Annotated in this window: 39 protein-coding genes and 1 pseudogene; 10 read left to right on the top strand and 30 right to left on the bottom strand. The window is 39.6% G+C overall.

What is annotated here, in order from left to right; genetic code table 11:
* The first annotated feature begins 155 nt into the window (after window positions 1-155).
* Window positions 156-1199, top strand: coding sequence for an L-asparaginase 2 (gene ansB, locus M1F05_RS05910; protein WP_206088380.1), 1044 nt, complete (start codon window positions 156-158; stop codon window positions 1197-1199).
* Between the two features lie 96 nt (window positions 1200-1295).
* Here ansB and M1F05_RS05915 read toward each other — a convergent pair whose 3' ends face one another.
* Window positions 1296-2090, bottom strand: a complete 795-nt coding sequence (locus M1F05_RS05915; protein ID WP_206085463.1) for an SDR family NAD(P)-dependent oxidoreductase — start codon at window positions 2088-2090, stop codon at window positions 1296-1298.
* Window positions 2091-2677: 587 nt separating this feature from the next.
* On the opposite strand from M1F05_RS05915, the gene chiP reads away from it, so the two are divergent.
* Window positions 2678-4075, top strand: coding sequence for a chitoporin ChiP (chiP, locus tag M1F05_RS05920; protein WP_206085464.1), 1398 nt, complete (start codon window positions 2678-2680; stop codon window positions 4073-4075).
* A gap of 206 nt (window positions 4076-4281) precedes the next feature.
* Here chiP and M1F05_RS05925 read toward each other — a convergent pair whose 3' ends face one another.
* From M1F05_RS05925 to M1F05_RS06020, 20 genes and pseudogenes are all read right to left on the bottom strand, one after another.
* Complete coding sequence (locus tag M1F05_RS05925; RefSeq protein ID WP_241016871.1) at window positions 4282-4815, bottom strand: bactofilin family protein; 534 nt, start codon at window positions 4813-4815, stop codon at window positions 4282-4284.
* 675 nt (window positions 4816-5490) lie between these two features.
* The gene (gene fur / locus M1F05_RS05930; protein WP_004256285.1) at window positions 5491-5940 is read right to left on the bottom strand and encodes a ferric iron uptake transcriptional regulator; all 450 of its coding nucleotides are present in this window, start codon (window positions 5938-5940) and stop codon (window positions 5491-5493) included.
* A 266-nt stretch (window positions 5941-6206) separates the two neighbouring features.
* Window positions 6207-6734, bottom strand: a complete 528-nt coding sequence (gene fldA / locus M1F05_RS05935; protein WP_206085466.1) for a flavodoxin FldA — start codon at window positions 6732-6734, stop codon at window positions 6207-6209.
* A 154-nt stretch (window positions 6735-6888) separates the two neighbouring features.
* Window positions 6889-7182 carry a LexA regulated protein gene (ybfE, locus tag M1F05_RS05940; RefSeq protein ID WP_206085467.1) on the bottom strand — a complete coding sequence of 98 codons (294 nt, stop codon included), beginning with the start codon at window positions 7180-7182 and terminating at the stop codon, window positions 6889-6891.
* A 169-nt stretch (window positions 7183-7351) separates the two neighbouring features.
* Window positions 7352-7582: pseudogene (locus tag M1F05_RS05945) on the bottom strand (type I secretion system permease/ATPase); the annotation flags it as partial.
* Between the two features lie 33 nt (window positions 7583-7615).
* Window positions 7616-8662, bottom strand: a complete 1047-nt coding sequence (locus M1F05_RS05950; protein ID WP_206085468.1) for a tyrosine-type recombinase/integrase — start codon at window positions 8660-8662, stop codon at window positions 7616-7618.
* A 201-nt stretch (window positions 8663-8863) separates the two neighbouring features.
* Complete coding sequence (locus M1F05_RS05955; protein ID WP_206085469.1) at window positions 8864-9109, bottom strand: hypothetical protein; 246 nt, start codon at window positions 9107-9109, stop codon at window positions 8864-8866.
* The gene (locus M1F05_RS05960; protein WP_241016929.1) at window positions 9081-9275 is read right to left on the bottom strand and encodes a hypothetical protein; all 195 of its coding nucleotides are present in this window, start codon (window positions 9273-9275) and stop codon (window positions 9081-9083) included. Before M1F05_RS05960 ends, M1F05_RS05955 begins: the two co-directional genes overlap by 29 nt.
* A gap of 12 nt (window positions 9276-9287) precedes the next feature.
* Window positions 9288-9578, bottom strand: coding sequence for a phage protein NinX family protein (locus tag M1F05_RS05965; protein WP_206086992.1), 291 nt, complete (start codon window positions 9576-9578; stop codon window positions 9288-9290).
* 532 nt (window positions 9579-10110) lie between these two features.
* Window positions 10111-10371, bottom strand: a complete 261-nt coding sequence (locus M1F05_RS05970) for a hypothetical protein (protein WP_206086994.1) — start codon at window positions 10369-10371, stop codon at window positions 10111-10113.
* Window positions 10361-10651, bottom strand: coding sequence for a hypothetical protein (locus M1F05_RS05975; RefSeq protein WP_206086995.1), 291 nt, complete (start codon window positions 10649-10651; stop codon window positions 10361-10363). The genes M1F05_RS05970 and M1F05_RS05975 overlap by 11 nt, the downstream gene beginning before the upstream one ends.
* The gene (locus M1F05_RS05980; RefSeq protein ID WP_206086993.1) at window positions 10648-10986 is read right to left on the bottom strand and encodes a hypothetical protein; all 339 of its coding nucleotides are present in this window, start codon (window positions 10984-10986) and stop codon (window positions 10648-10650) included. Before M1F05_RS05980 ends, M1F05_RS05975 begins: the two co-directional genes overlap by 4 nt.
* Window positions 10986-11444 carry an ASCH domain-containing protein gene (locus M1F05_RS05985; protein ID WP_318825979.1) on the bottom strand — a complete coding sequence of 153 codons (459 nt, stop codon included), beginning with the start codon at window positions 11442-11444 and terminating at the stop codon, window positions 10986-10988. The genes M1F05_RS05980 and M1F05_RS05985 overlap by 1 nt, the downstream gene beginning before the upstream one ends.
* 285 nt (window positions 11445-11729) lie before the next feature.
* Window positions 11730-11927, bottom strand: a complete 198-nt coding sequence (locus M1F05_RS05990) for a hypothetical protein (RefSeq protein WP_206086958.1) — start codon at window positions 11925-11927, stop codon at window positions 11730-11732.
* 39 nt (window positions 11928-11966) lie between these two features.
* Entirely contained in the window at window positions 11967-12206 is a 240-nt protein-coding gene (locus M1F05_RS05995; RefSeq protein WP_206086957.1) for a hypothetical protein, read from the bottom strand.
* Between the two features lie 59 nt (window positions 12207-12265).
* Window positions 12266-12820 (bottom strand): hypothetical protein, encoded by a 555-nt coding sequence (locus M1F05_RS06000; protein WP_206086956.1) that lies wholly within the window; start codon window positions 12818-12820, stop codon window positions 12266-12268.
* Between the two features lie 12 nt (window positions 12821-12832).
* Entirely contained in the window at window positions 12833-13303 is a 471-nt protein-coding gene (gene ssb / locus M1F05_RS06005; RefSeq protein ID WP_206086955.1) for a single-stranded DNA-binding protein, read from the bottom strand.
* Entirely contained in the window at window positions 13304-14176 is an 873-nt protein-coding gene (locus M1F05_RS06010) for an ATP-binding protein (protein WP_318825980.1), read from the bottom strand.
* Between the two features lie 15 nt (window positions 14177-14191).
* Window positions 14192-14545: a hypothetical protein gene (locus M1F05_RS06015; RefSeq protein WP_206086953.1), complete on the bottom strand. Its 354-nt coding sequence runs from the start codon at window positions 14543-14545 to the stop codon at window positions 14192-14194.
* Between the two features lie 141 nt (window positions 14546-14686).
* The gene (locus M1F05_RS06020) at window positions 14687-14884 is read right to left on the bottom strand and encodes a hypothetical protein (RefSeq protein WP_206093509.1); all 198 of its coding nucleotides are present in this window, start codon (window positions 14882-14884) and stop codon (window positions 14687-14689) included.
* On the opposite strand from M1F05_RS06020, the gene M1F05_RS06025 reads away from it, so the two are divergent.
* Window positions 14883-15158: a hypothetical protein gene (locus tag M1F05_RS06025; protein WP_318825981.1), complete on the top strand. Its 276-nt coding sequence runs from the start codon at window positions 14883-14885 to the stop codon at window positions 15156-15158. The two genes, M1F05_RS06020 and M1F05_RS06025, sit on opposite strands and share 2 nt — an antisense overlap.
* Here M1F05_RS06025 and M1F05_RS06030 read toward each other — a convergent pair.
* From M1F05_RS06030 to M1F05_RS06055, 6 genes are all read right to left on the bottom strand, one after another.
* A complete protein-coding gene (locus tag M1F05_RS06030) occupies window positions 15109-16053 on the bottom strand; it encodes a cell envelope biogenesis protein TolA (protein WP_318825982.1) in 945 nt (314 codons plus the stop codon). The two genes, M1F05_RS06025 and M1F05_RS06030, sit on opposite strands and share 50 nt — an antisense overlap.
* A 64-nt stretch (window positions 16054-16117) precedes the next feature.
* Window positions 16118-16372: a hypothetical protein gene (locus tag M1F05_RS06035; RefSeq protein ID WP_272516324.1), complete on the bottom strand. Its 255-nt coding sequence runs from the start codon at window positions 16370-16372 to the stop codon at window positions 16118-16120.
* A gap of 58 nt (window positions 16373-16430) precedes the next feature.
* Entirely contained in the window at window positions 16431-16643 is a 213-nt protein-coding gene (locus M1F05_RS06040) for a hypothetical protein (protein ID WP_163762135.1), read from the bottom strand.
* The gene (locus M1F05_RS06045; RefSeq protein ID WP_272516323.1) at window positions 16640-16885 is read right to left on the bottom strand and encodes a hypothetical protein; all 246 of its coding nucleotides are present in this window, start codon (window positions 16883-16885) and stop codon (window positions 16640-16642) included. The genes M1F05_RS06040 and M1F05_RS06045 overlap by 4 nt, the downstream gene beginning before the upstream one ends.
* A 12-nt stretch (window positions 16886-16897) precedes the next feature.
* Window positions 16898-17182 (bottom strand): hypothetical protein, encoded by a 285-nt coding sequence (locus tag M1F05_RS06050; protein ID WP_272516322.1) that lies wholly within the window; start codon window positions 17180-17182, stop codon window positions 16898-16900.
* Window positions 17183-17211: 29 nt separating this feature from the next.
* Entirely contained in the window at window positions 17212-17655 is a 444-nt protein-coding gene (locus M1F05_RS06055) for a hypothetical protein (protein ID WP_272516321.1), read from the bottom strand.
* A gap of 294 nt (window positions 17656-17949) precedes the next feature.
* Between M1F05_RS06055 and M1F05_RS06060 the strand changes: the two genes are divergently transcribed.
* On the top strand, window positions 17950-18396 hold the full coding sequence (locus M1F05_RS06060; protein WP_206086966.1) for a hypothetical protein: 447 nt from the start codon (window positions 17950-17952) through the stop codon (window positions 18394-18396).
* 14 nt (window positions 18397-18410) lie between these two features.
* On the opposite strand, the gene M1F05_RS06065 is transcribed toward M1F05_RS06060, so the two are convergent.
* From M1F05_RS06065 to M1F05_RS06075, 3 genes are all read right to left on the bottom strand, one after another.
* Window positions 18411-18542, bottom strand: coding sequence for a hypothetical protein (locus M1F05_RS06065; RefSeq protein WP_277395981.1), 132 nt, complete (start codon window positions 18540-18542; stop codon window positions 18411-18413).
* 14 nt (window positions 18543-18556) lie between these two features.
* The gene (locus M1F05_RS06070) at window positions 18557-18871 is read right to left on the bottom strand and encodes a hypothetical protein (RefSeq protein WP_239354392.1); all 315 of its coding nucleotides are present in this window, start codon (window positions 18869-18871) and stop codon (window positions 18557-18559) included.
* Between the two features lie 367 nt (window positions 18872-19238).
* Window positions 19239-19871 (bottom strand): LexA family protein, encoded by a 633-nt coding sequence (locus tag M1F05_RS06075; protein WP_272572410.1) that lies wholly within the window; start codon window positions 19869-19871, stop codon window positions 19239-19241.
* A 107-nt stretch (window positions 19872-19978) separates the two neighbouring features.
* Between M1F05_RS06075 and M1F05_RS06080 the strand changes: the two genes are divergently transcribed.
* The 6 genes from M1F05_RS06080 to M1F05_RS06105 all read left to right on the top strand — a co-directional run bounded on the left by M1F05_RS06080 (window position 19979) and on the right by M1F05_RS06105 (window position 23355).
* Window positions 19979-20182, top strand: coding sequence for a helix-turn-helix transcriptional regulator (locus M1F05_RS06080; RefSeq protein WP_206277335.1), 204 nt, complete (start codon window positions 19979-19981; stop codon window positions 20180-20182).
* 108 nt (window positions 20183-20290) lie between these two features.
* A complete protein-coding gene (locus M1F05_RS06085; protein WP_206086964.1) occupies window positions 20291-20608 on the top strand; it encodes a CII family transcriptional regulator in 318 nt (105 codons plus the stop codon).
* A gap of 25 nt (window positions 20609-20633) precedes the next feature.
* Entirely contained in the window at window positions 20634-21347 is a 714-nt protein-coding gene (locus tag M1F05_RS06090) for a GIY-YIG nuclease family protein (RefSeq protein WP_164561126.1), read from the top strand.
* Window positions 21325-22134, top strand: a complete 810-nt coding sequence (locus M1F05_RS06095) for a hypothetical protein (protein ID WP_206086963.1) — start codon at window positions 21325-21327, stop codon at window positions 22132-22134. Before M1F05_RS06090 ends, M1F05_RS06095 begins: the two co-directional genes overlap by 23 nt.
* 3 nt (window positions 22135-22137) lie before the next feature.
* Window positions 22138-22992, top strand: coding sequence for an ATP-binding protein (locus M1F05_RS06100; RefSeq protein WP_206086962.1), 855 nt, complete (start codon window positions 22138-22140; stop codon window positions 22990-22992).
* Between the two features lie 30 nt (window positions 22993-23022).
* Window positions 23023-23355, top strand: coding sequence for a hypothetical protein (locus M1F05_RS06105; protein WP_206086961.1), 333 nt, complete (start codon window positions 23023-23025; stop codon window positions 23353-23355).
* The last annotated feature ends 2 nt before the right edge of the window (window positions 23356-23357 follow it).

The raw sequence follows: 23357 nt of genomic DNA on the forward strand, positions 1-23357 counted from the left end.
TACGCTTAGCTAGCCGAGTCACATAGTTTATCTATGCTCCCCGTCTATCTTCGCTTGTCGCCTACCTGCAACTCGAATTATTTGGGGTATAGATCACAATAAATTTAGCATAAACCCACATAATAACTGAAGTTTATTAATGAAAGGAAAATAGGATGAAAAACAGAAATAAAGCGCTGCTCGCAACACTGGTTTCACTGTTTACCGTATCTGCCGTTGCTTTACCGAATATTACGGTATTAGCAACGGGGGGAACCATTGCTGGGGGTGGGGATTCAGCAACTTCTTCTAGTTATCAAGCGGGTAAAGTGGGGATTGATGCGTTAATTAATGCAGTTCCAGAAACCAAGAAAATTGCTAATTTAAGCGGCGAACAATTGGTGAATATCGGTTCGCAAGATATGAATGACCAAGTTTGGTTGACGTTGGCGAAAAAAATCAACCAAGACTGCGATAAAACCGATGGCTTTGTGATCACTCACGGAACGGACACACTAGAAGAAACGGCCTTTTTTCTTGATTTAACAACCTATTGTAAGAAACCAATTGTGTTGGTCGGTGCAATGCGCCCATCAACAGCACTGGGAGCTGATGGGCCGCTAAATTTGTATAATGCGGTGGTGCTTGCAACGGATAAGTCAGCTGGTGACCGTGGCGTGCTAATGGCAATGAATGACAAGGTGGTTCAAGGCCGAAATGTGATGAAGATGAGCACCACAGAAGTTCAGGCATTTGATGCGGTTAACGCAGGTGCTGAAGGGTTTATCCACGATGGCAAAGTGACGTATTTCCAAGCGCCTCAGCCACGGGAAAATAACGCTGCGTTTGATGTGAGTAAACTCGATAAATTACCTGCAGTTGGTATTGTTTATAACTATGCGAATGCTTCCGCAGCACCTGTTAAAGCTCTAAGAGAAGAAGGGGCCGAAGGTATTGTTAGTGCAGGGGTTGGTAACGGCAACATGTACAAAACGGTATTTGATGCACTAGCAAAAGCGGCAAAAGAGGATGTGGTTGTAGTACGTGCTAGTCGTGTTCCAACAGGCTATACCACACGTAATGCAGAGGTCGATGATAATCTATATGGCTTCGTGGCATCTGAAAGGTTAAATCCACAAAAAGCACGCGTATTATTGCAGCTAGCGTTGACTGAAACTAAAGACCCACAAAAAATTCAAATGTTATTTGAAAAATATTAAGTGTGAAAGTTAAGGTAGCGGGGTGCAGGTTTTTGCCCCCCGTTAATTGTCTTGCTACTCGATAATCAATACATTAGGTAATAAGCTTACCGATGATTAAATAATATCGTCAATGACTCCGCCATCAACGCGTAATGCCGCTCCAGAGGTTGCAGAGGCTTGTTTCGAACATGTATAAACCACCATATTTGCCACTTCTTCCACAGACGCTACACGTCGAATAACTGAACTTGGTCTGTGCGCAACGACAAATTCGTTAGCGAGTGCTTCGATTGACTTACCTGTTCTCGCTGCTTCGTCTTCCATCAAATTGGCAAAACCATCAGAAAGGGTCGGGCCAGGGAGAACACTATTGACTGTCACACCAGTACCAGCAACATATTTAGCAAGTCCACGAGAAAGGGAGAGCATTGCTGTTTTTGTGACACCATAGTGGATCATATCCGCAGGAATATTGCGTGCAGATTCAGATGAAATAAAGACAACTCGCCCCCAGCCTTTTTCAACCATTGCAGGCAATAGGGCTCGAGATAAACGTACTGCAGACATCACATTGGTTTGCCAGTAATTATCCCAAGTGGCATCGTCGGTTGTGTAAAAGTCCTCAGCACCATAAATGCCAGCATTGTTGACTAAAATATCGATCTCTTTGATTTCACTGAGTAGCAGGTTGAGCCCCTCAGGGTGGCTCACATCAGCGACGGCTGGGGATACTTTAGCGCTAGGAAGCTCTTTTTGTAGACGGGATACCGCATCATCAACACTTTTCTTATTACGACCGTTAATCAATACTTCTGCACCGCTACTTGCAAGCCCTTTTGCTATCGCAAAGCCGATACCCGCGGTTGATGCACTAATTAAGGCGCGTTTTCCTGTTAAATCAATATTCATTTTTGTACGCTTCTTGTTGAAATGGAAATTTCATAGTAGCAGATGAAAACAGGGGAATTATTCTCAATAATGCTATCGTATTATTGAGAATATTAATGCAGAAAAATCGAAAAATGATAAAGAATAATTACTATCAATTTATTCAAATGATTAAGCTAAAACAATAAAACGAATTTAAAAGACCTTATTTCATTTACCTTTCTCACAAAATTAAGTCAATGTGGTGATAGAACGCAAGCAATAGTACTTAATTTGGCGTGTTTGCATCATATCAAGGCAATTTATCCACGTGTTCTTAAGTTTAACCCTCTCTCTAATATCTATTTATTTATTATATTTATCAAGCTGTTATATATTTTTAAATCATGAGTCATCATCTGTGATGGTGACTATTAATAAAAATTAATGTGCCGTTGATCATATTTTGGCAACAAAGCCAGTATCAGTGTTGATAATTCGCGTCGCAAAAAATAGGCTAATTACATCACAAGCAACATAAGTTGTTGTGAATATTTGGATTTAAATGGAAAGTTAAATCGTATTTCGGCCGAATAATAAAACATAAAAAATATTAGAGGAATACAAGAATGGTTAATAAACATGTCAATACTGGCAGGAAGTTGCTCGTCTTAAAAATCGCAATCGCGATGTTACCTATCGCGTATCAACCTATCACTCACGCTGAACAGTTTTTCGAAGATTCAAAACTCACTGGTGGGCTTTATTACTGGCAAAGGGATCGTTCCCGTAAGGATTTAGACCCAAATAGCGATAAATATAAAAAATATGCAGATAATCTGAAGCACTCTACATTTAATGCTAGCCTAGACTTTTCATCGGGCTATTTTCAAGATGTTATTGGTTTGGATTTAGCGGGTTTTACTGCCATCGAGTTATCTAACAGTGGGCCTGCTGCCCCCAATGAAATCGGTTTTAGTGACGCTAAATCACGCTGGGATGAAAAATGGACAGGCGATCGCAGTGGGGTGACATTTTATAAAGCTGCTGCAAAATTAAAATATGGCCCTTTCTGGGGGAGAGGGGGATATATTCAGCCAACGGGTCAGACCTTATTAGCTTCGCACTGGAGTTATATGCCTGGGACTTATCGTGGTTTAGAAGTTGGTGGTGTGTTTGATTTTGAACAAAACGGTGAGTTGAGCATGTCTTATATGTGGGCAGACCGTTATAAAGCACCATGGTACCGTTCAATGTATGATTTCCGTGAAGCGGATGGTAAAACAGGGATCAGTTATTTGCACTCAATTGGGTTTAAATATGATTTTAAAAACAATTTAGTGTTAGAAGGGGCTTATGGCCAGGCAAAAGATTATATGGATCAGTATTTTGCTAAAGTTTCATATGCCGTGCCTGTGGCTGAACGCGATTTACGTCTCTCATATCAATTCTATGGTTCAAAAGACAAGGTTTCTGATGGCGGTGTTAATGATGTTTATGATGGATTAGCATGGTTGCAAGCGATGACATTAGGGTATACCTATGAGGAGTTTGATTTTAAAGTTGAAGGAACCTATGTTAAAGCAGAAGGTAATCAAGGCTACTTTTTGCAACGTATGACTCCTGGTTGGGCGACATCGAATGGACGTATGGATATTTGGTGGGATGGTCGTTCAGACTGGAACGCCAACAATGAAAAAGCGTTATATGCTGGTGTGATGTATGATCTTAAAAACTGGGATCTTGCGGGTTGGAAAGTGGGGACATCCTATATTTATGGTTGGGACGCAAAACCAAGTACTAACTCCCAATATGCCCAAGATGTGCGTTTAAAAGAAAGTGCGTGGAATTTTGATATATTATATACCGTTCAAACAGGCCGAGCAAAAGACACTCTCTTTAAGTTACACTTCACCAAATATGATAATCATACCGATATCCCTAGTTATGGTGGTGGTTATGGAAATATCTTCCAAGATGAAAAAGATATTAAATTTATGGTAATGATGCCATTTACGGTTTTTTAATGAGTTAAGTAAATAGCGGTTACCATTGTAATATCTATAATGGTAACCAACTAAAAATACACATAGCATATATATGCAATATCAAACTATTAAATAGAATAAGAAAATATACTTATATTTAAAGTTTGAAATTTAAAAATAAGGTGGGGATAGATCCACCTTATTTTTAATATGTAGTCATTATCCTAGTACAGAAAAACAAATGATTATAACGAAGCAATTCCTTTATCATCTTCATTATTAGTGATAGGCGTATCATGTTTTATTTTATCTTTTAATTTTGTGACTTTATCCATATGAGAAACACTATTTTTGACTTTAGCTTGTCCTGAAAGGATGCCGCCTTTTTTAATCGATAAACTGCTGTAGTGAATTGTTCCATGGACTTCGCCATTATTTTCGATACTAATGGACTCAGAGACGCACTCACCCTCAACTTGGCCATTAATAATCAATTCTTTACAAGTAATATTACCCGTCACTTGGCCGTTGAGCATAACTTTTACAGTATTATCTTTCCCTGTAATATTGCCAACCACCTTGCCGTAAATATGCACTTGCTCGTTAGATGTTATGTTGCCTTCAAACATAACATCCCTTGAGATAATTGTATTCGATTTTTCTTCACTAAGCGTTGGGGTTGATATCGTAACTTGTTCTTCTATCTTAGAAATAATATCAGGTTCACGAATTGTAGTTGTTTCTTCTAGAGCTTGTTTGTTTTGTCTTTTGGTGAACATTTTACTTACCTTTTTTTGATTGAAGTATAAGATCAAGAACAGAATTGATAATACAAATGAAAATAAGGTGATGGCAGTATGACGAAAAAACCATCCTATTAAAGTAAGAAACCAGAAGAAAAAACTAGTGTTAATAAAAAGATATGTTTTTTTCATCAGTTAATCTCTTACGAAGTACGAGAGTAATCCAAATAAGTCTAGCTAAAAATATATGAATTACATCATATAATTGTAATTTAACTTTTTTATTACACTAATCTTGCTTATTAAATTAAAAGCAAGCCAAAATTTTGGTCGTAATATGTTGAACTTATTTTAGACATTAATTAGATAAATCATATGACAGTGATATAAAAAACAGATGCAATGTATGTTTTAAATGACGTTATGCATCACTATGATACCATTGTAAATATTTTAAAATAGAGAGATGAATTTATCCGACAAACAATATAAAGGATTTGAAGTGAATTGCAACTTATTATAGAACACTTCAATATTTCACCTTAATGACATATTTTAGTGATAAATATAAAGTGAATAAGATAAATTATGGGTATTCTAACTGGAAAAGGTTAATTCATCGGTGAATTGATGCAATAAAAAAGCCTGATAACGATAGCATCAGGCTTTTGAAGAATGGGTCACCATCAAGTTACGATGGCGATTAATTTATTACTCTTTTGCTTCGTGTGCGTCAGCGTTATCGCGGCAATCACCATCAGCACAGTGGCCATATAAGTATAAGCTGTGGTTAGACAGTTTAATACCATGGCGAGCAGCGATATTTTTTTGGCGGGTTTCAATCGACTCGTCAGTAAACTCAATCACTTTACCACAATCTAAACAAATTAGGTGGTCATGGTGATGTTGCTGAGTTAATTCGAATACAGATTTTCCACCCTCGAAATTATGGCGTGTAACGATACCTGCATCATCAAATTGGTTCAATACACGGTATACAGTCGCTAGCCCGATCTCTTCGCCCATGTCGATCAGCTTTTTATAGAGATCTTCCGCACTGACGTGGTGGCACTCAGGCTCCTGAAGTACTTCCAAAATCTTAAGTCTTGGAAGAGTGACTTTGAGTCCAGCATTTTTCAATGCTTTATTGTTGTCTGTCATGCGGGTTTGTCCTGTATCTTAAATCATAAATTTAACAATAATGAGACATTTTTAACATAAAACCAGTTGTCTTCTAAACTGATTTACAATTATAGGCATGGAAAATAAAAATAGAAACCATGCATTGTCTCATTATTTTGATAATCTCTTATAAGTCTATCCAATAAGGATATTTAATCGATTATTTTAGACTGAATGATGCTCTGAGGTGGTACATTTTGAGCGGAAAATGATTCAATCTATCAGCAACACATATTTTTAATCGACTAGCCGAGAATTTCAGCTAATGACATTTCTTCAGAGATTTGTTTGACCCATGCATCCACTCGTTCATCTGTTAATTCAGGTTGGCGATCTTCGTCAATCGCTAAGCCGATAAAGTGGTTGTCATCCGCCATACCTTTAGAAACTTCGAAGTGGTAACCTTCAGTAGGCCAGTGTCCAACAATCACCGCACCTCGTGGCTCGATGATATCGCGAATGGTGCCCATCGCATCACAAAAATATTCTGCGTAGTCTTCTTGATCTCCACAACCAAAGAGCGCGACAAGCTTACCGTCAAAATCAATTTCTTCTAATGTTGGGAAAAAGTCATCCCAATCACATTGTGCTTCGCCGTAATACCAAGTTGGAATACCAAGAAGTAGAATGTCAAAAGCCTCAATATCTTCTTTGCTGCACTTAGCAATATCATGAACTTCTGCTACATCTTTGCCTAATCTTTCTTGGATCATTTTGGCAATATTTTCTGTGTTACCTGTATCACTTCCGAAGAAAATACCGATGACTGCCATAAACTGATTAACCTCTTGTTTTTCTAAGAGAGAAAGAAGGAATTTCTCAACTTCTAGAACTCATTTAGAACGAAAATAAATAGAATTTTATGCCTTATTCTGGCGAAAAAACTTTTATAAGTCTGTCAAATTTGTGTGATTTACTAAGAGAGCGTTACTTGAGTATTGTCTCATCAACGTGCTGAAGTTGTGACATCAAGATTTCTTCTATTAATTCACTGCGGCTTATATTTTTTTCTTCAGCTAACTGATTGAGCACAGTAACAGCTTCTTCATTTAGTTTAAGTTCAACTCGACGCAACCCCTTCACTTTATCGCGTTTTAGTTGGTTGCGTTTGTTTATCCTTAGTTGTTCATCCCGTGATAGCGGGCTTGTCTTAGGTCGCCCAGGCCTTCGTTCCTCAGCGAACAAATCCAGAGTTGTACGATCAGTTTGTTCTTTTGCCATGTCTATAATTGCTAAAAGGGTGTGCCAATAATTCAGCGCGCCATGATACCCTAGCTCATCACGCAGTGCTATAGCTTGGAAGTAAGCGAGTGAGCCTGATAGGTTAAAAAAAGTACGCTTTTAGGAAAAAAGCACCACTTGCTATCTAAGTGATGCTTTTTTAGGCATTTTATTGTGTTTGCTGTTGCCATAAACGCGCATAAAGCCCATTCGATGCAAGGAGGTTTTTATGCGTATCCATTTCAATAACTTTCCCTTGTTGAATAACACAAATTTTATCAGCATGCATAATTGTGTTTAGCCGATGTGCGATGCTAATAACTGTTCTGCCTTGGGCAATTAAATGCATATTTGCCATAATTGCAGCTTCTGACTCATAATCTAAAGTTGAAGTGATTTGGAATTTTGGATGTGTAAAATTAATCTTTGTACATCAGCCAGTTAAAAGTGTTAGATGTGGCTTTTGACTGGCTTCATTCTTCGACTGTGTCGAAATTGTGACATGCTCACTATATTTGGTTAAATGTTGACCGCTAAAGTGTGCGTATTTCTGAACCATTTCCAATGTCTCCCATCCGCCCATTTCTTTAAGCACCATGAGTGGAGTTCCACTTTGCGCGTGCCAACTTGCCCATGTATGTCTGAGGTCGTGAAAAGTGAAATCAGTTATGCCAGAATCAACTAGCGCTTGATAGTAGCACTCGCGATAGTGACAGCTTCTTCGTTTTCCGTCGTTTGAAAAAACATAATCACCATCTTTTTCAATTCCATTTAGAATTTCAATGGCCACATCATTTAGCGGCACTGGTCTAGCGCGTCCTGACTTTGCATTATCAGCCGTTACATGCGCAACTCTTCTGGCCAGATCAACACTCTTCCACTTAAGCGATAATATTTCACTCTTTCTCATACCAGTTAAAATCGCTATGGAAACAAAATCCCTCATCCACTTAACTTTAATATTAGATAAGAGAAGTTCGGCCTCCCATTTCTCCAGCCATCGAACCCTTACGGCGGGCTCTTTCATTCGTGGGATATATGTTGACCGAACCAGCCACCCCATCTTGTGAGCTAGTGAAAATGCACGCATAATGAATGAGCGATATCTATTTTTTGTTGCATTAGATAGCTTTTTCCTTGTCATTGGGCTAAAAATTGGCAGGGAATCAGCTATCTCATCATTTGTTATTGTTGATATTTTTCGTCCTTTAAATATCGATTGAAAATACTCTGCATATGCTAACTTGGTGTCATAACATGATTGCCCCTCGGCATCCTTCATTGTTAGCAGCATCATTTCCTCAAATGACTTATCTGGCATTTTATCTAGCTTTTCCATCTGCCAGAGTTCGTGCTTTAGTTTGTCATGATATTCTTGGGCTTTGACTTTGTCCTCCGTGCCAGCAGATTTGCGAATTCTTTCTCCGCTTGGTGCTGCAACGTCAACCCAGTATTTTTTACCTCTTTTGTAGATCGGCATGTTTTTCTCCCACTACCGACTACAGCCAGCCGATAGACATTATTGTCGTTAAACTGCGCCTGTTCAAACTTTTTTAGGCTTTCCTTGTTTGCTCTCCATGAGCTACCGACCCTGAACATGTAATATTTAGCAGGGTTGCGGTATACCGTTGAAGATGACAGTCGGATCATTGATGCGTATTCTTTTATTGTATAAAGAGAGTCATCCACTATTAATCTCCTTATCGATAGAGTTGACGTACCAAGTCAACCACATAATAGGTGGGAATTTCTTGTGTTTTTCGCTGAGTGTTAATTGAAATTTCGGAAGGTAATCTTTAAGTATTTCTGTGCTTTGTTTATCGCTGAGTTTTTTTAGTTGCTTTAATTTGTCGCGGCATTCACGGGCTATCTTTCGACGTCCGTTCTCAAGCGTCACATCATCCATTTTTCCGCTTATATTGCTCATCATCATCTCCGCAATCTTTACTGCAATATGCGCTATTTGGTGCTGCTGGCATTTCTTCGCACCAGATGCACATTCCGTTTATTGATTTAATTACTGGCTGTCGATTTGATAATGCGGCTTGAATGTGTAATTGTTCTAGTTCGCTTGCTGAGTCAATAATATCCATAATTCACCTATGCTATTTTCCATTCATTAATAAATAAACTTCCATGGCAATTCGATAATAATTATCACCGTTAATTTCTATGCAATGATTGTTAAATTGACGAGCTGACCAAGTATTATTAACTCTTACCATGCTAATACCATTCTCAATAATAATCGGCATTGCATCGGCTGGGTTGTTGCATGGGTCGAAGCTTTCACCTTCAAAAAGAACCACTGAAAAACAGTCAGTAAATTTAAGAAATAACCGTTCAGCAACCTTTTTATTAATCTCGAAGTCAGATAGTTCGGTGTATTTATTCATTGATTAACTCCAAATTATAAATGCTGCACACGATAACTAATCCCCCATCAAATATTATGCAAAGCCTTTTATATTCATGGTTAGAGTCAGAAACGCGACCATTGCCAAAATATACATGGGAGACCTTATCGCCGACTTTAAACTTAATCCCCACGAGTCACCTCCGTTATGTTGCTAGCATCGCAATTAGATGTATCTCTATTTTCATAAAATTTGGTTACTGACGCGCACGATAAAACAACTAAAATAAATACAATCCCCATAGCAATAGAGTTTGTGAATATATTATCTACTTCATTTAGAGTGAAAATTACCAAGTAAACTATAACTGTAAATATAACTACCGCAATTGAACCTAATAACAATCCCATTATCTAATCACCTCCCCACATTCAATCTCAACATCCCGCACCTGCATTATCTGCATAGCACGGCTCTCGCATTCTTGCTGTGTGTATATTTGCTCTGTAACAGGCACAGCAGAACCCTGTATTAGCATGAGCAATACATATCCGATTATTTGCATGGTTGTTTAATATTGAATGTATACTGGAATGTTTCGTTTATCGTCTGATTCTTCATGCACAGTAGAGCTACCGCAATCATGTATATTTTCAACGCCAGTTACTGACATGTAGCCAATGGGTTTATTTCTACTTAAACCTTTAAAATGATAAATAAGCAATTCTGCTTCGTGTTTCATCATTTCAATATTAACTTTAGATGAATCGCTATTATTTACTGCCAGTTCAATTTCAGCGGCTATCACTAATAAATCATCGCTAACTTTCATTTTTTATTTTCACTCCGTTTCTGATTAATATATCTTCACATTTATCTATTCCATCAAAATAACCAGTATCGTATTCGTTATGGCAAATACCTTTGCGTTGTGGAAATTCAATCTCCAAACTCTCGCGTGATGCTTGCCACGATAACCATGCTAGATTTGTTTGATGGCAACTGTATTGTTGGTCTTCGCGTTTGGTCATTGGGAACTTTGTTCTATGTAAATCGAAACCTGTTTCTTTTTTAATAAACGCTTCAAATTGCTGCCTTGATTTATCCATCATTCCCAGTCCTCTTTAATTAATTGCTTGCCTTTATCAGTTAATTCAAGGGTTCGACCAGTATCAATTCCGTAACCTAAATCATCTAAAAACTCGCAAGCATCCTCGCCAGCGGACATAAATAAATGGTCGTTATTTGCGTATTGCTGGAAAACTAAAATTAGATGTTTAATTGCCTCGTCACGTTCTTTTTGTATAGAACACAAAGCAGATTTGTATCCAGCTTCAAATGCCATTCGGCGAACGCCAACTAAATGACTATCAACCGGTGCTACTGATGGACTATAACCATGAGACTTCTTAAACCAGACTTCAAATTCTTCATCTAACTTATTCATCACTCCACCTTTTTGAACTCAATCACCCATACCCACGGATTATTATTCCAGCTTTCTTCTCCGTAGATGGAGCGCCAAATATCTTCCCAAACTTGGAAGCCATAAGTGGTGGGTATGAAATCATAAAGGCCACATCCAACCTCTTTGCAAATATCGCCTAGGGTAACGGCATACAACTGTTGAATACAAACATCAGTAATTTCAATTTTCCCTTTGATATTACCGTCTTTGTCTGCAATGTTAATGATGTCGCCAATTTCACCATATGGAAAAAATTCAAGATGATATCTTTCAAATGGCTCATCAGGGTTATAGCCAAGAGGGAAGCATTCCCCAGTTTCTGAGGCGATATCGAACACGCGGAGAGTTTCCTTATCAATCGGCCTACGTGCCTGCGTTTTTCTGCCATCCATGACAGCGACTAACATTGCATCGTTAAACTTGATTCTGTCTTTCATTATTCATTCCTCTTCATTGCATCTATTTAATCGATATGATTAAAATAATTCATCATTGTTTTTAATTTATAACCTATAGTTAATTTGAACTTTCTAATTATTTTTGTAGTCCTCGCCGATACTCCCTGTGTCGGCATTTTTTTATCTAGCTTCCTTGCTAAATTCCATGCCTTAACTATTCTTAAACTGCATACACAGATAAATTATAAGTTTCATTCCTGCACGTCCCCTTGCCGTCCTCTCCGTGGCGGCATTTTTTTATTCATTACATCCCTGCGAGTTAAATTAGTCCTTATCCCAGTCTGGATATAGCTTTACCAGTTCACGAATTAATTGTTTCGCATATTGTTTTGGGATATTTATGTAATCAAAGTTAGGATTTTCTGTGTTTTCTCCAATTTCTAGAACATCACTAAATCTTCCCATTCTTATTTCTTTTGCTTCGCCTTCAAATTCTATATCAATATAGCTATTTAATTTCATATCTATCTCCTGTTTGCATCCTTGCACTGAGTCCATGAGTTAATTGATATTTTTCTTTATTAGGTAAGAAAGAAAGCGTAATGCGCGCTGATAGAATTCAGGTCTATCATCCCAAATGTTGTAGCCAGTATATCCAGTGTCGGATTCATACGGCTCAGACGGGTACTTCTTGAATATTCGCGCTTTGGCTTCGGCTTTAATTGCAGCTTCCTTGCTGAAATATCGCCTACCCCTAGTTGGCGAGTAATAGACTTTCACCACCTCAGTAGTTACAGGCATGGTTATATCCTTTGGTTAAATCAAATAAATGGCGGGAATGGTCAGAAGGGTAGTGTGGATTACAAAGATTGGAAGAATGGCAATAATTCACTTTCTTCTATTTTGTAATCAGCCCATTTACTAGCTAGTGTTTCTGGAATCGATATTGTTGATACAGTGGTAACAATTTCATTCGGCATAAGAAAAACATGCTCAGTTTCATTGTTATCATCAAGGGCGTATAGAACGAAGAAGTCAGCGGTATCCTTTTGTTTGTTTATGCAATAACCCCATCTTGGGGCTGCATTTTTAATGCCTTTCCCTTGCTGTTTTCGCCTTATTCTTGACGTTTTAACATCTATCGTTATATTTCCAATGGTGAAATCAATATCTGCTTGATACTTCAAGTCATTATTATCTATGGCTATTGGAACTGCCTTCTTAAACTTCTGCTCACCAATAACCGCTATTCTATCTGTAACTGACCCATATCTAGCTTTATCACCAGTTACTGGATAATCCGCCTTCCTTAGCGTGCTATATACCGATTGCCACGGTATGCCTAGCTCTATGCCAACTAACTTAAGGTTTTTATGTCGAGAGTAACTTTCTATACATAATTGCGTATTATCCATGCTTGATTCCTTCTAGAACGGGATCATATCATCATCAAAATCTAATGGTGGCTCAGATTGTTGAGTTTGCGGTTGTTGATGTGGGCGCTGAACCCCCTGAGTTGATAGCTTCGGATTCTGACTTTCAGTCTGATTACCGCTGCCTAACATTTGCATTTTTCCATCAATGCCAACGATGACCTCAGTAATGTACTTATCCTGCCCGTCATTACCTTGATACTTACGAGTGCGCATTTTCCCCTCTATGTATACCTGACTTCCTTTTTTCAGGTATTTACCTGCCACCTCGGCTAACTTTCCTTGTATGACAATGTTGTGCCAGTCAGTGCGTTCTCGCTTCTCACCTGTGTTTTTATCTTTCCATGTTTCGCTTGTGGCGACCGAAAAATTAGCAAATGCGGTTCCGTTCGGTGAATACCTCACGTTCGGGTCATCGCCTAAATTTCCTAGAATGATGGATTTATTGACGCCTCTCTCAGCCATTTATGCTGCCTCTTGTTTAGTTAGCTCTTCTTTTCTTAGCTCATATATCTTCTGAGCTTCCGCTTGTTCTGGTGTATCCCTGAGCGCTTTATATGCCTCGCCAAACGCATTTTTAAGCACATCCATATCTTGCGTTTCCATTGCAATATCAGTGAAGTGCGATAAATCTACCTCGGCTTTCGTGCGTCCATCATTAAGCCAATCCATTAGCTTTTTGCCCGTTGATTCATTTAGCTGGGTGACTTCGGCGTTGCTGAATAGCCCAGTTCTATCCTTACTTGCCATTGCCGTGTGAGTTTCGTGATTGAGATCGAGAACGGTAGTAAATTCATACTCAACACCATCCCGCTGCTCTGATTTCATACCTAGCTTGTCTACGCCTTTCTTGCCGTTACCTTTATCGACTTGAGCAGCTTCCGTTTTACTTCTCATTGTTGCGATAATGTGTAGGTCAGACCGTAGAATTGCGTCTAAAAATGCGTTGTGACGTGGTGTTATTTCGCTCCATGCTGACCACGTGTTACCGCGATACTTCGCTTTTGCTAGTCCGTCCAGCAATTCAAGACAGCCGCCTGAACCACTCCATTCATGAGTAATACTGTCGATTATTAAATTGTCGTAGCCAGCTTCCTGCGCAGCTCCGATAGCTTCAATAAATCGCTCTGGTGTGAATGGTGGGTCTAACTCCAATACATCAAAATTAAATCGGTCAGAGTAGAGTGAGGCGCTTCCTTTCTCTGTATCTATCACCGCTGTTTTACCGCCAAGTCCTTTGGCTATTTCCAGTGCTCCGTATGTTTTTCCTGAGCCGCTAGGGCCCGTCAATGCAAGTCGTAGCTTTGCCTTTTTTCGCAATGCTTTTGCAAATTTCATAATTACCTCCGAAAATTAGTCACCTACAATTCTGCCACCTAATGGAACCTCTGTGGCGCCACGATAAGGGTCAAAGTTACCTTTGGATATATGCCTTGCGTATCGCTCCAGGTCAGCCTGTCTTCGTTGCGATTGAATGTGTTCAGGTAGAGGGGGGTAGAATTGAGACATTTCTAAGTTTTGACTTTTAACTACTGCGGCAAGAGCTGTTTCTAGCGTTGAAATCCTTTCAACTGGTTTAATTTCATCGCCCGTTAGGTCGCGCACTCTTCGCCTTTCGATATCTTCATCAATCATTGAGAAAGCATATTTTCGGGCAGCATCCTTGCTTTTATGACTAGGGAATGCAGGTATTAAATACTTACCCATATTCACCTCTCATCCACCTGTTAGGCGTTGACTGAGGCTGAATACCAAGGCTTTCCATGCGATAGTATTCAACTTCTTCCTCACGCTCCCTGCGTCGCTTCTCGGCATCCTGCCTTTGCTTGAGTTCATACTCTGAAATTCTCATGCTGCGTCCTCAATCCTCATGAGTATACTTTCCAGCAGTTCCTTTGTTGGATTTAAGCTCCAGATTAAGCCCTCAACATCATCCGTTGATGTTTGGTAGCTATCGTCGGTATGGATAATTGTCCGATATCCACCGCACGCAGCAGGTTCCGTTGCTGTGTATAGTTTTTTAGATTCAAATGTGAATTTCTTCATGCGTCACCTCACAAAAGCAGGGAGAAGAAAAAATATAAATATCAAGATTGTTGCTACACAAAATCCAGCGCTTGGTTTGTTTTTGATGGCCTGTGGTTTGGTGGGTCTAACCATGCAAACGTCTCGCATTGCACGGCTGTATTTATTTTTTGCTTGCATGATTAATCCTCACTTATCGATTGATAGCGATTGTTATTTAGGTTCTGGTGTTGGTGCGGTGGGTATTAGTAATTCATTGTCATGTGGGGGATTTGGTTACTTGCAACTAGCTTAATAAATTCAGTCGCTAATTTTTCATCGAATCCGTTACTGACTAAGGCTTTCAATGCCTCTTGATTGAATACTCGGCGATGCTCTTTATCTTCTTGGCGCTTGGCATCTTCCTTGCGCTTGCGTTCTTCTTCCGCTAATCGCGCCTGTTCAGCTTCAAGAGCTTTCTTGCGCTCAGCTTCGATAGCTGCTTGTTTCTCGCGTTCGGCTCTCTCCTGAGCTTCTTTAGCATCACGTTCTGCCTTTTCCTTGGCTTCTATAGCTGCTTGCTCTGCACGTTGAATAGCTTCCTGCTTTTCACGCTCTGCGCGTTCTGCGGCTTCCTTTGCTTCGCGTTCGCGCTGTGCTGCTGCTTCGATTTCTTGCTGCGATTTTCGTTCGGCTTCGAGTCGTGCCTGTTCCGCGGCTTGTCGCTTTAGTTCTTCTTCGCGCTCAAACTGTTCGCGTTTTGCTTTTTCGATTTTAAGGTCATGAAGTTCGTTCATTTGCAAAGCTTCTTCATGCATTTCAGGCATTTTTCTAGCCAACTCTTCAGCTGCTTTTCTTGCTTCGTCAGCAATTTCCCAATCAGTTGCTGGTTTTCTAACCTCTTCACTGAGCTTATCTAGCTGATCTTTAATTAATTTACGGCTTTCATCGACTAACTTTGGTAGCTTCTTTAAGTCCGCTGCAATTTCTTTTCCTATTCCCTCAACGTATGTTTTTGTTTTGGTAACTTTTGCAGCTAAAGAGATGTATTTATTTCTGTTTACACCAACGTTTAAATCCAACCCTTCGAGCTCAACTAATTCTTTTGCAACTTCTCCAGCTACAAAATTTACTAATTCTTGTGCTTTAGCGGGCACTTTGAATAAATCCAGTGCCGTTGCTTGTTCAATTACGACTAATTCATTTGCCATTTCCTATGTTCCTTATGTGCGTATTCCTCACTATTAATAGCGATATGAATGATTAATTGGTGGGTTACTTCTGACCGAGGGCTTTTGCGATTGCCGCTTTGGCTTTATTGAGTGATGAATCTTTGGTAATCATGATTTCTGGTGAATCGCAGTCACCACCAAGTTCGATAATTCTTTCGTAGCCAATTCTAAGCGAGTATTCATGAGACTGAATTAACTCACGTAAAGCCTCTAATAACTCTGATGCGATTAGATTGTTGTTTAATTTACACCTTTCTAACTGTCCTGCATCCCATGCCTCTTCCGCTATATCTTGCATGTTGCAATCTCTAGTTAGCCTGTCATAGTTATCCTCAAACCATTCGTTAAATTACATATCACCCCCTAGCCTTTAATATTGCATATGCTTCATTAAAAACATCTTTATCTACCCACAAAACCAAAGCTTCTTCATCTAAATCAGCATCAGTAACAAAAGAGACTGTCGTGTTATCAGTGCTTTCTTTTATAGAAACTATAGACTTTGATAAAAGCTGTAACGATATATTTTCACTTCCGATTTCATTAATTAAGTCAGATATAGAAATCATTTATTACTCCTAGCCTTTAACATTGCATCTGCCATGCGGTAGTAAAAATTAGCTCTATTTACTAGTGACTCATCTGGTGCGTCATTATCAAAGCTACCGAGACTTACACTCTGTGAAGCTAAATCACCTTGCATGGCCTTAGCAGCTAGATAATCACGCATATTCATGCCTTCCTGCGCTACAAACTGCATGTCTGGATGCCCGCTTGCAGGAAAAGCCGCTCCACCTGTTTTATCTGTCATACTCCCTCCTAACTATTTCATCAGTCCGTATTCATAATTGATATTGTTAAGACTTTCCCTGTCTGACTCTAGGTAGTAGTCCCATATCTCTTGGTCTTTGTGTTCTTTTACCAGTTGCCAATGCCAGCCTATTTTTGATTTAACTCTGCGAACTTTTCTTATTACAGTTTCGTCGCAATCAAATATGACGCCATAGCCACTACCAAGGCAGCTACGTAACACGCCAAGCTCAACGCTAACAACTCTAAATAACTTCGGCATGGGTAGCTTTCCATTGTGGAAATCATCTATTGTCATACTCCCTCCGTTATTAACTAAACACGATGCTAGTAATCAGCAATATGTTCTGAGAATGTTTTTCTCCAGAGATGACCTCCAGTTAGCCCTAAACTTTTTGCCAAATCAGACATAGCATCAAGCTTTGTTATTCCGAAACCAACCGGATGCTCTTGTATATTGGTGAAATCTTGCTTGTGCGCACACCACATGTCGCCATCAGCTTTTATTACAACACCAACAACATCAGCGAAAGCACCCGCATCATCGTCGTTACACTTCCATTTGTCAGCTAACTCATCTATTCGCTCTTTGTTTGCTCCTAGCGCCTGAGCTTCGATTAGTATTTCCCATGCGCATTTTCTATTGCTTGGGTCAATCAGCCATGAGCATTTAGCAAAGCTTGACTCTCTAACATCAGCAACTGAATCAAGACCCGGCTTGTAAATCAAATCACCGTTTTCGTGTAAGTAATAAATTCCTGAAAAACTCATATCTCTATCTCCTATCTATTAATCAACTCACCACAGCCCACCTTGATGGACTGTAATTAGTTAACTGTGCCTGCTTTTAACCACGTCAGGCGAGGTGGTTCCTTACATTCCCCAACGCAAGAAATTTGTGTATAATTCAATCACCCCAATGCAAAGAAAGGACTTGAAATGCTTAAAATTAATTACGCATCGCAGGGTGATATGGTTCCAAATCACTTAAACCCGAAACCAATTAGACCAACACCTCCACCGCCATCTACACCAAGTAACGGAGGTAAAAAATAAGGAATTAATATGAGCCGAGAAGAAGTTATAGATAGAATTATTTATTCTCATTACCTTGAGCAATTGTATTCAACCGCTTTAAGCAGGCTGGATAAATTAATCTCAATATTCATTTTCATTTTCGGCTCGGCTATTGTTTTACAGGCCAATCCTTATATTTTTGGTGTGTTGGTTGTAATTTTGACAGGCATACAATCAACATATCAATTTGGTAAAAAGTCTGGAGAATCAAAAAGAAAGTCATTTGATTACCAGAAATTATTTACTATAAAATCCAAGTATGATGACGCTGATTTAATGGATCGAATGCTTGAATTAGAGGCTACCGATTCAACCCCGTGGTCGTCGCTAATTCCGATAGCAACACTTAAAGCTCAAATAGCTATGGGTGTTGAGGATAAACATCTAGAAAAGCTTAATTGGAAAACTAAGTTTCTTAGAGTTCTTTGTGGCTAGCCCATCCGTGGGCTTTAAGCTCTCAATTCAGCTCTTAACGTTAGAGCCATGGAAATATACATCATGCGAACACTCATGCTTTTCGCTGATTTAGCTCTTTTCTTGTATTCAGCATAGTCGCGCAGTAATTCTGCTTTATTTTCCATCAAATACCCCTTATTTAGGCTCTTGCCGTCACTTCGCCAGACTCTAATAATGTTCCTGACTTACGATATTTAGCTGAGTAAATACTAGAATTTGGTAAGCAGGTATTATCTGCTGAGTCATAAACTTTAGTGCTGCGAATTGAAATTGCTTTCTCAACTCGGCTAATTGGTTTGCGTGTTAGTGATAAGGTAGGGCGCTTTGTTTCTTCTACTTGTTCGCCATGTATTGCTGCTTTTAAGCTTTCAGTTAACGCGTGTGCTTCCTGCAATGCTTTTCTGCGTTCCATTCTGCGTGATCTGGCGTTGTTGTAGCCGTGAAAGTTACACATAGTTTTCCCCTTTCAGTTTGCTTTGGTGATTGGTGGTAGGTGCTGATTTCCTACTTTCGGTGTTACGTCATGCGACATGCGACTTACTGAGTTATTGCCGATTCCTATATTGCTAATCAGCCTTAGCGTTCACCAATCCCAAAACATACTGTCTTTGGTTTGCGCTTTTACAGCGCTATCTGCTTAAAGAGCTAACATCCTGTTTATCTATGGCTCCTTGCCTTCGATGAGTTAAAAGATACAGGTAAAACTGTATTTGGTCAACAGGTAAAACTGTATTTTTACAAATAAATCTGTAATGAGATGAAAAATTAGAGAATTTAGATACAAAAAAACCCGCATAAGCGGGCTGTATTATTTGGAATGGTTATCTTTTTCTGCGGTATATGCGGTGCTCTACCATAGTTCCTATGATTCTAAGTTTTATTTTTTCGCTATCTAATACTGGGTAGTCATTATTTAATGGCACTAACTCATAATGTTGCGTTCCGTCCATCATTATATGAGTTGGCCTATATTTTTTGAATGTAGCTTCTTGATCTCCATTGGCCGCAACAACAAACTCACCTGGTATAGGCTCAACTTCGGGGTCGATTATAACTACATCGCCAGTTTTAAAATCAGGCTCCATTGAATCGCCTTCTATTCTAAGTGCAAAGGCTTGGTTAGACAGGTCTTGATCCGTTAACACATATTCAAAAGAGCCATCACAATCACTAATAGGAACGCTCTCAGCCAAGTTTCCCGCCTGTACATAGCTAATTAAAGGTATTTTCCTTGTATTTACCTCATGAACTGGCTGTATATTATCACCAGTCATAAGCCATCCAGCATCACACTCAAGAGCGTTAGCAATGCTAATTATATTTCTAGGTTTCTGTGTTTGTCCATCTTCAATGGCTGCCCATGACTGCTGTCTAATTCCTGCTTTTTCAGCCGCTTCGGTTTGAGTTAACCCTAGCGCATCTCTTCTCGCTCTAACTCTACTTGCAAGACTCATATTCCCACCCCCTGTAATGCAGGGATTTTTACAATAAAAACTGTATTTGACAAACAGGTATATCTGTTATTTAATACAGATAAAACTGTATAAGGAGAAAGAGACGTATGGAAACCATCTCTCAACGTGTAAAAGCTCGACGAGGCGAGCTCAATCTAACCCAGTCTCAATTGGCTGAATTGGTAGGGATAAAACAGCAATCAATTCAAGCTATTGAGGCAGGGGTAACAAAAAGACCTCGGTTTATTTTTGAATTATCCAAAGCATTAAAATGTAGCGTTGTTTGGCTTCAAAGCGGAAGCAAAAAATAACAACTCACTCGCTCTTTAAATCCTCAGCCCTGAAAAAGGGTATCAATACAAAACTTAACTCACAGGATCGTGAGCAACGGACTAACTACGTCAAAAGGAATTTAACAAATGGACTACGCAATTTCACGCAACGTGCGAGCTATTGAGGCTCGTATTCGCAAAGGGATCATCTTAACCACACCTAAGCAAGTTGCTAAGGCTGTCGGTGTACACGAATCCCAAATCACTAGATGGCAAGCTGAGAACGGCTTTGTTGAGAAGGCAGCAAGACTACTAGATGCAATAGGGTTCGATGCGCCAATTCAAGATGTGATTATTCAGGGTGATGAGGCTAGGGCATTAATTCAGATGCTAGAGCATATCAGATACCCAAAAAGAAAAACCTCAAAGGCGGCAACCGATGAGGCTCAGATGGAATTAATTTAAGAATCATTCACGGGAGTAATTATATATGGAAGAAGAATTTTTAACAACGGATGAGGTTCATTGGCCATTTGAAATGCCAATTGCTAATGATGAAATACTTACTGAAGGACGATTACCTAGCGAATTTAGCATAGGCGGTTGGATTTATGTCATGAGCAATCCAAGCATGCCAGAGATTTATAAAGTTGGAATGACAACTTGTTCACCAGAAAAAAGAGCCCAGGAGCTTTACTCATCTTCTGGTGTACCAACAAAGTTTAATGTTGAGCTGGCGTTTTATTCAAGTGACCCAAGAAAAGATGAAGCAACAGTTCACAGGATCCTGGCTCCATATCGCGTTAATGAATCACGGGAATTCTTCAAAGCTCCACTAGAGAAAATAAAGTGGGGGTGCAGAGAGGCAGGTATGAATTATAGAGAAAACGACATCTCAGAAATCGCAGTTCTCACTGATGTAATTTGTACTGACACACTCAAAAGGCTAAACGTCGATGAGATATTCGACTCAGAAGGCTTCTGTTATTTCGGAGATAAAAACGCAGTAGCTGAAATGCTAATAAGAATATCAGCCAGGCTCATGATGAAAGCACCTGGTTACTCATTTTATATAAATGATGGAGAGGTGAGCCTTATTGAGCCAGCGGATGAGCAATACTTCAGAAGCGTTGAAAACAGGCCACAGGCAGAGATACCAAATTTTATTAAGGAGTTAATCAATGGCCAGAGCAAGAAATATTAAGCCAGGCTTTTTTACTAATGATGATTTAGCAGAGTGCGAGCCATTGGCTCGTATTCTTTTTGTAGGCTTATGGACAGTTGCCGATCGTGAAGGTCGACTAGAAGATAAACCACGAAAAATTAAAGCTATGGTTTTGCCTTATGACGATGCGGATTGTGACAAATTACTCGCTCAATTACATGGTAAAAACTTTATCACTAGATATGCAGTAGATGGGAATGAGTTTATCCAGATTAATAACTGGAAGAAACACCAGAACCCTCACATGAAAGAGGCGGCCAGTGAAATACCAGAACAAGTTACGCAACCTACTGATATTAAAGAAGCACCAGAAAAGCACCATACAAGTACAGTACAAGAACCAGAGGAGAATCAAACTATCCCTGCTGATTCCCTTAACCTGATTCCTGATTCCCTTAACCTGATTCCCTATAACACCCAAGCCGAAAAAACGGCTTGTCCTGGTGATGAAAAAAAATCGTCAGGCAATGTTCAACCGATAGCAAAAAAATATGCATTCGAGGGACAGGTTATTCGGCTCAATCAAAAAGACTTCGATACCTGGAAGGGATTATTTCCAAATATCGACCTGGTTGCAGAGTTAACACGTTTAGACCTGGAGTTCGAGAAGGACAAACCTAAGAACTGGTTTAGCACAGCAAGCGCGAAGCTGAACTACCAGAACAAAAACGCCAAACCTACTTGGGCGCCTAACAAGCGAGTAGCCAGTGAGAACTTTGGATCCAAGGATTATGGACAAACGGATATACCAACATGGGTGAATTAAATTATGAACCTGACAGAAAGAATTCAAGAAATCGAAAAGCAACTGGCAGAGATTGATAAACAACCTGCTGAAATACCAAACACAGAAATTCATTACCTGGATATCGAATGTGAAACTCATGGAACATACCAGGCTAGGAAGCGAGTAAGTACAAGTGGATTAAAACTAGCATCCAGGCCATCACCATGCCCCAAGTGTCTGCTTGAAGAGCTAGAAAGGTTGAGGGATGAAAAACAGCAAAGTGATGAGCGTGGCAAAAAGCGTCTTGTTGAAAAACTCCTGGCTGATCTGAATATCCCTGAACGTTTTATTCCATGCACCCTGGAGAATTACGAGCCAGTTAACCAGGATGCAGCTAGAAATCTAAGTGTTTGCAAAGCGTATGCAAACAAGTGGACGGATAGACTACGGCAGGGGGGCGGGTTGGTTATGTGTGGCAAGCCTGGAACTGGTAAAAATCATCTAGCCCTGGCTATTGCCCGACACGTTATTGAGCAACACCAGGATTCTGCACTATTCACAACCGCATTACGGATTGCCAGAAAGTTCAAATCAACCTGGAGTAAAAACGCTACCGAAACTGAATCAGATGTTATTCGAATTTATACCAATCCTGATTTACTGATAATCGACGAAGTAGGTGTTCAATTCGGGTCTGAAGCTGAAAAGCTGATCTTGTTTGAGATCATCAACACCAGGTATGAGCGAATGAAACCAACCATTCTAATCAGCAACCAAACCAGGGAAGAGCTAGGCGAGTTTATCGGTGAGCGAGTCATTGACCGTATGAGTGATGGCGGCGGTTGTACATTGGCTTTCACCTGGGATAGTTACCGATCACGCAAGCAAGCAGCCTAACACACCAAATCATAAGGACTTCTAGATGAGATGGAAAAAGAAAATTTATTCACCAAGTGCAAGCAGCTAACTGAGGAAAACAGGGAGCTAAAAACCGAAAGGGTTATCTCAAGAATTAAATTATCAAACCAACGATTAGAAATCGAATCACTACAGCGAGAGCTTGAAATTAAAAACTTCGATGTTTCTTGCATCCCACCGATACAAATCACACCACAAGTTACTGAATGGCTCTCTGAGTACGGAATGCCGTGGGAAGTGTTTTATTGCGACAAATGCAAAAGTTGGTTTACTGAGCTAGATACTTTATTTCCTTGGGGTATTGATAACAGCGGTTGCAAGTGTGACCAACAAGAGGGTTGAGT

Origin of the sequence: Providencia sp. PROV252 (assembly GCF_033676005.1) — a bacterium.
Taxonomy (GTDB): domain Bacteria; phylum Pseudomonadota; class Gammaproteobacteria; order Enterobacterales; family Enterobacteriaceae; genus Providencia; species Providencia vermicola.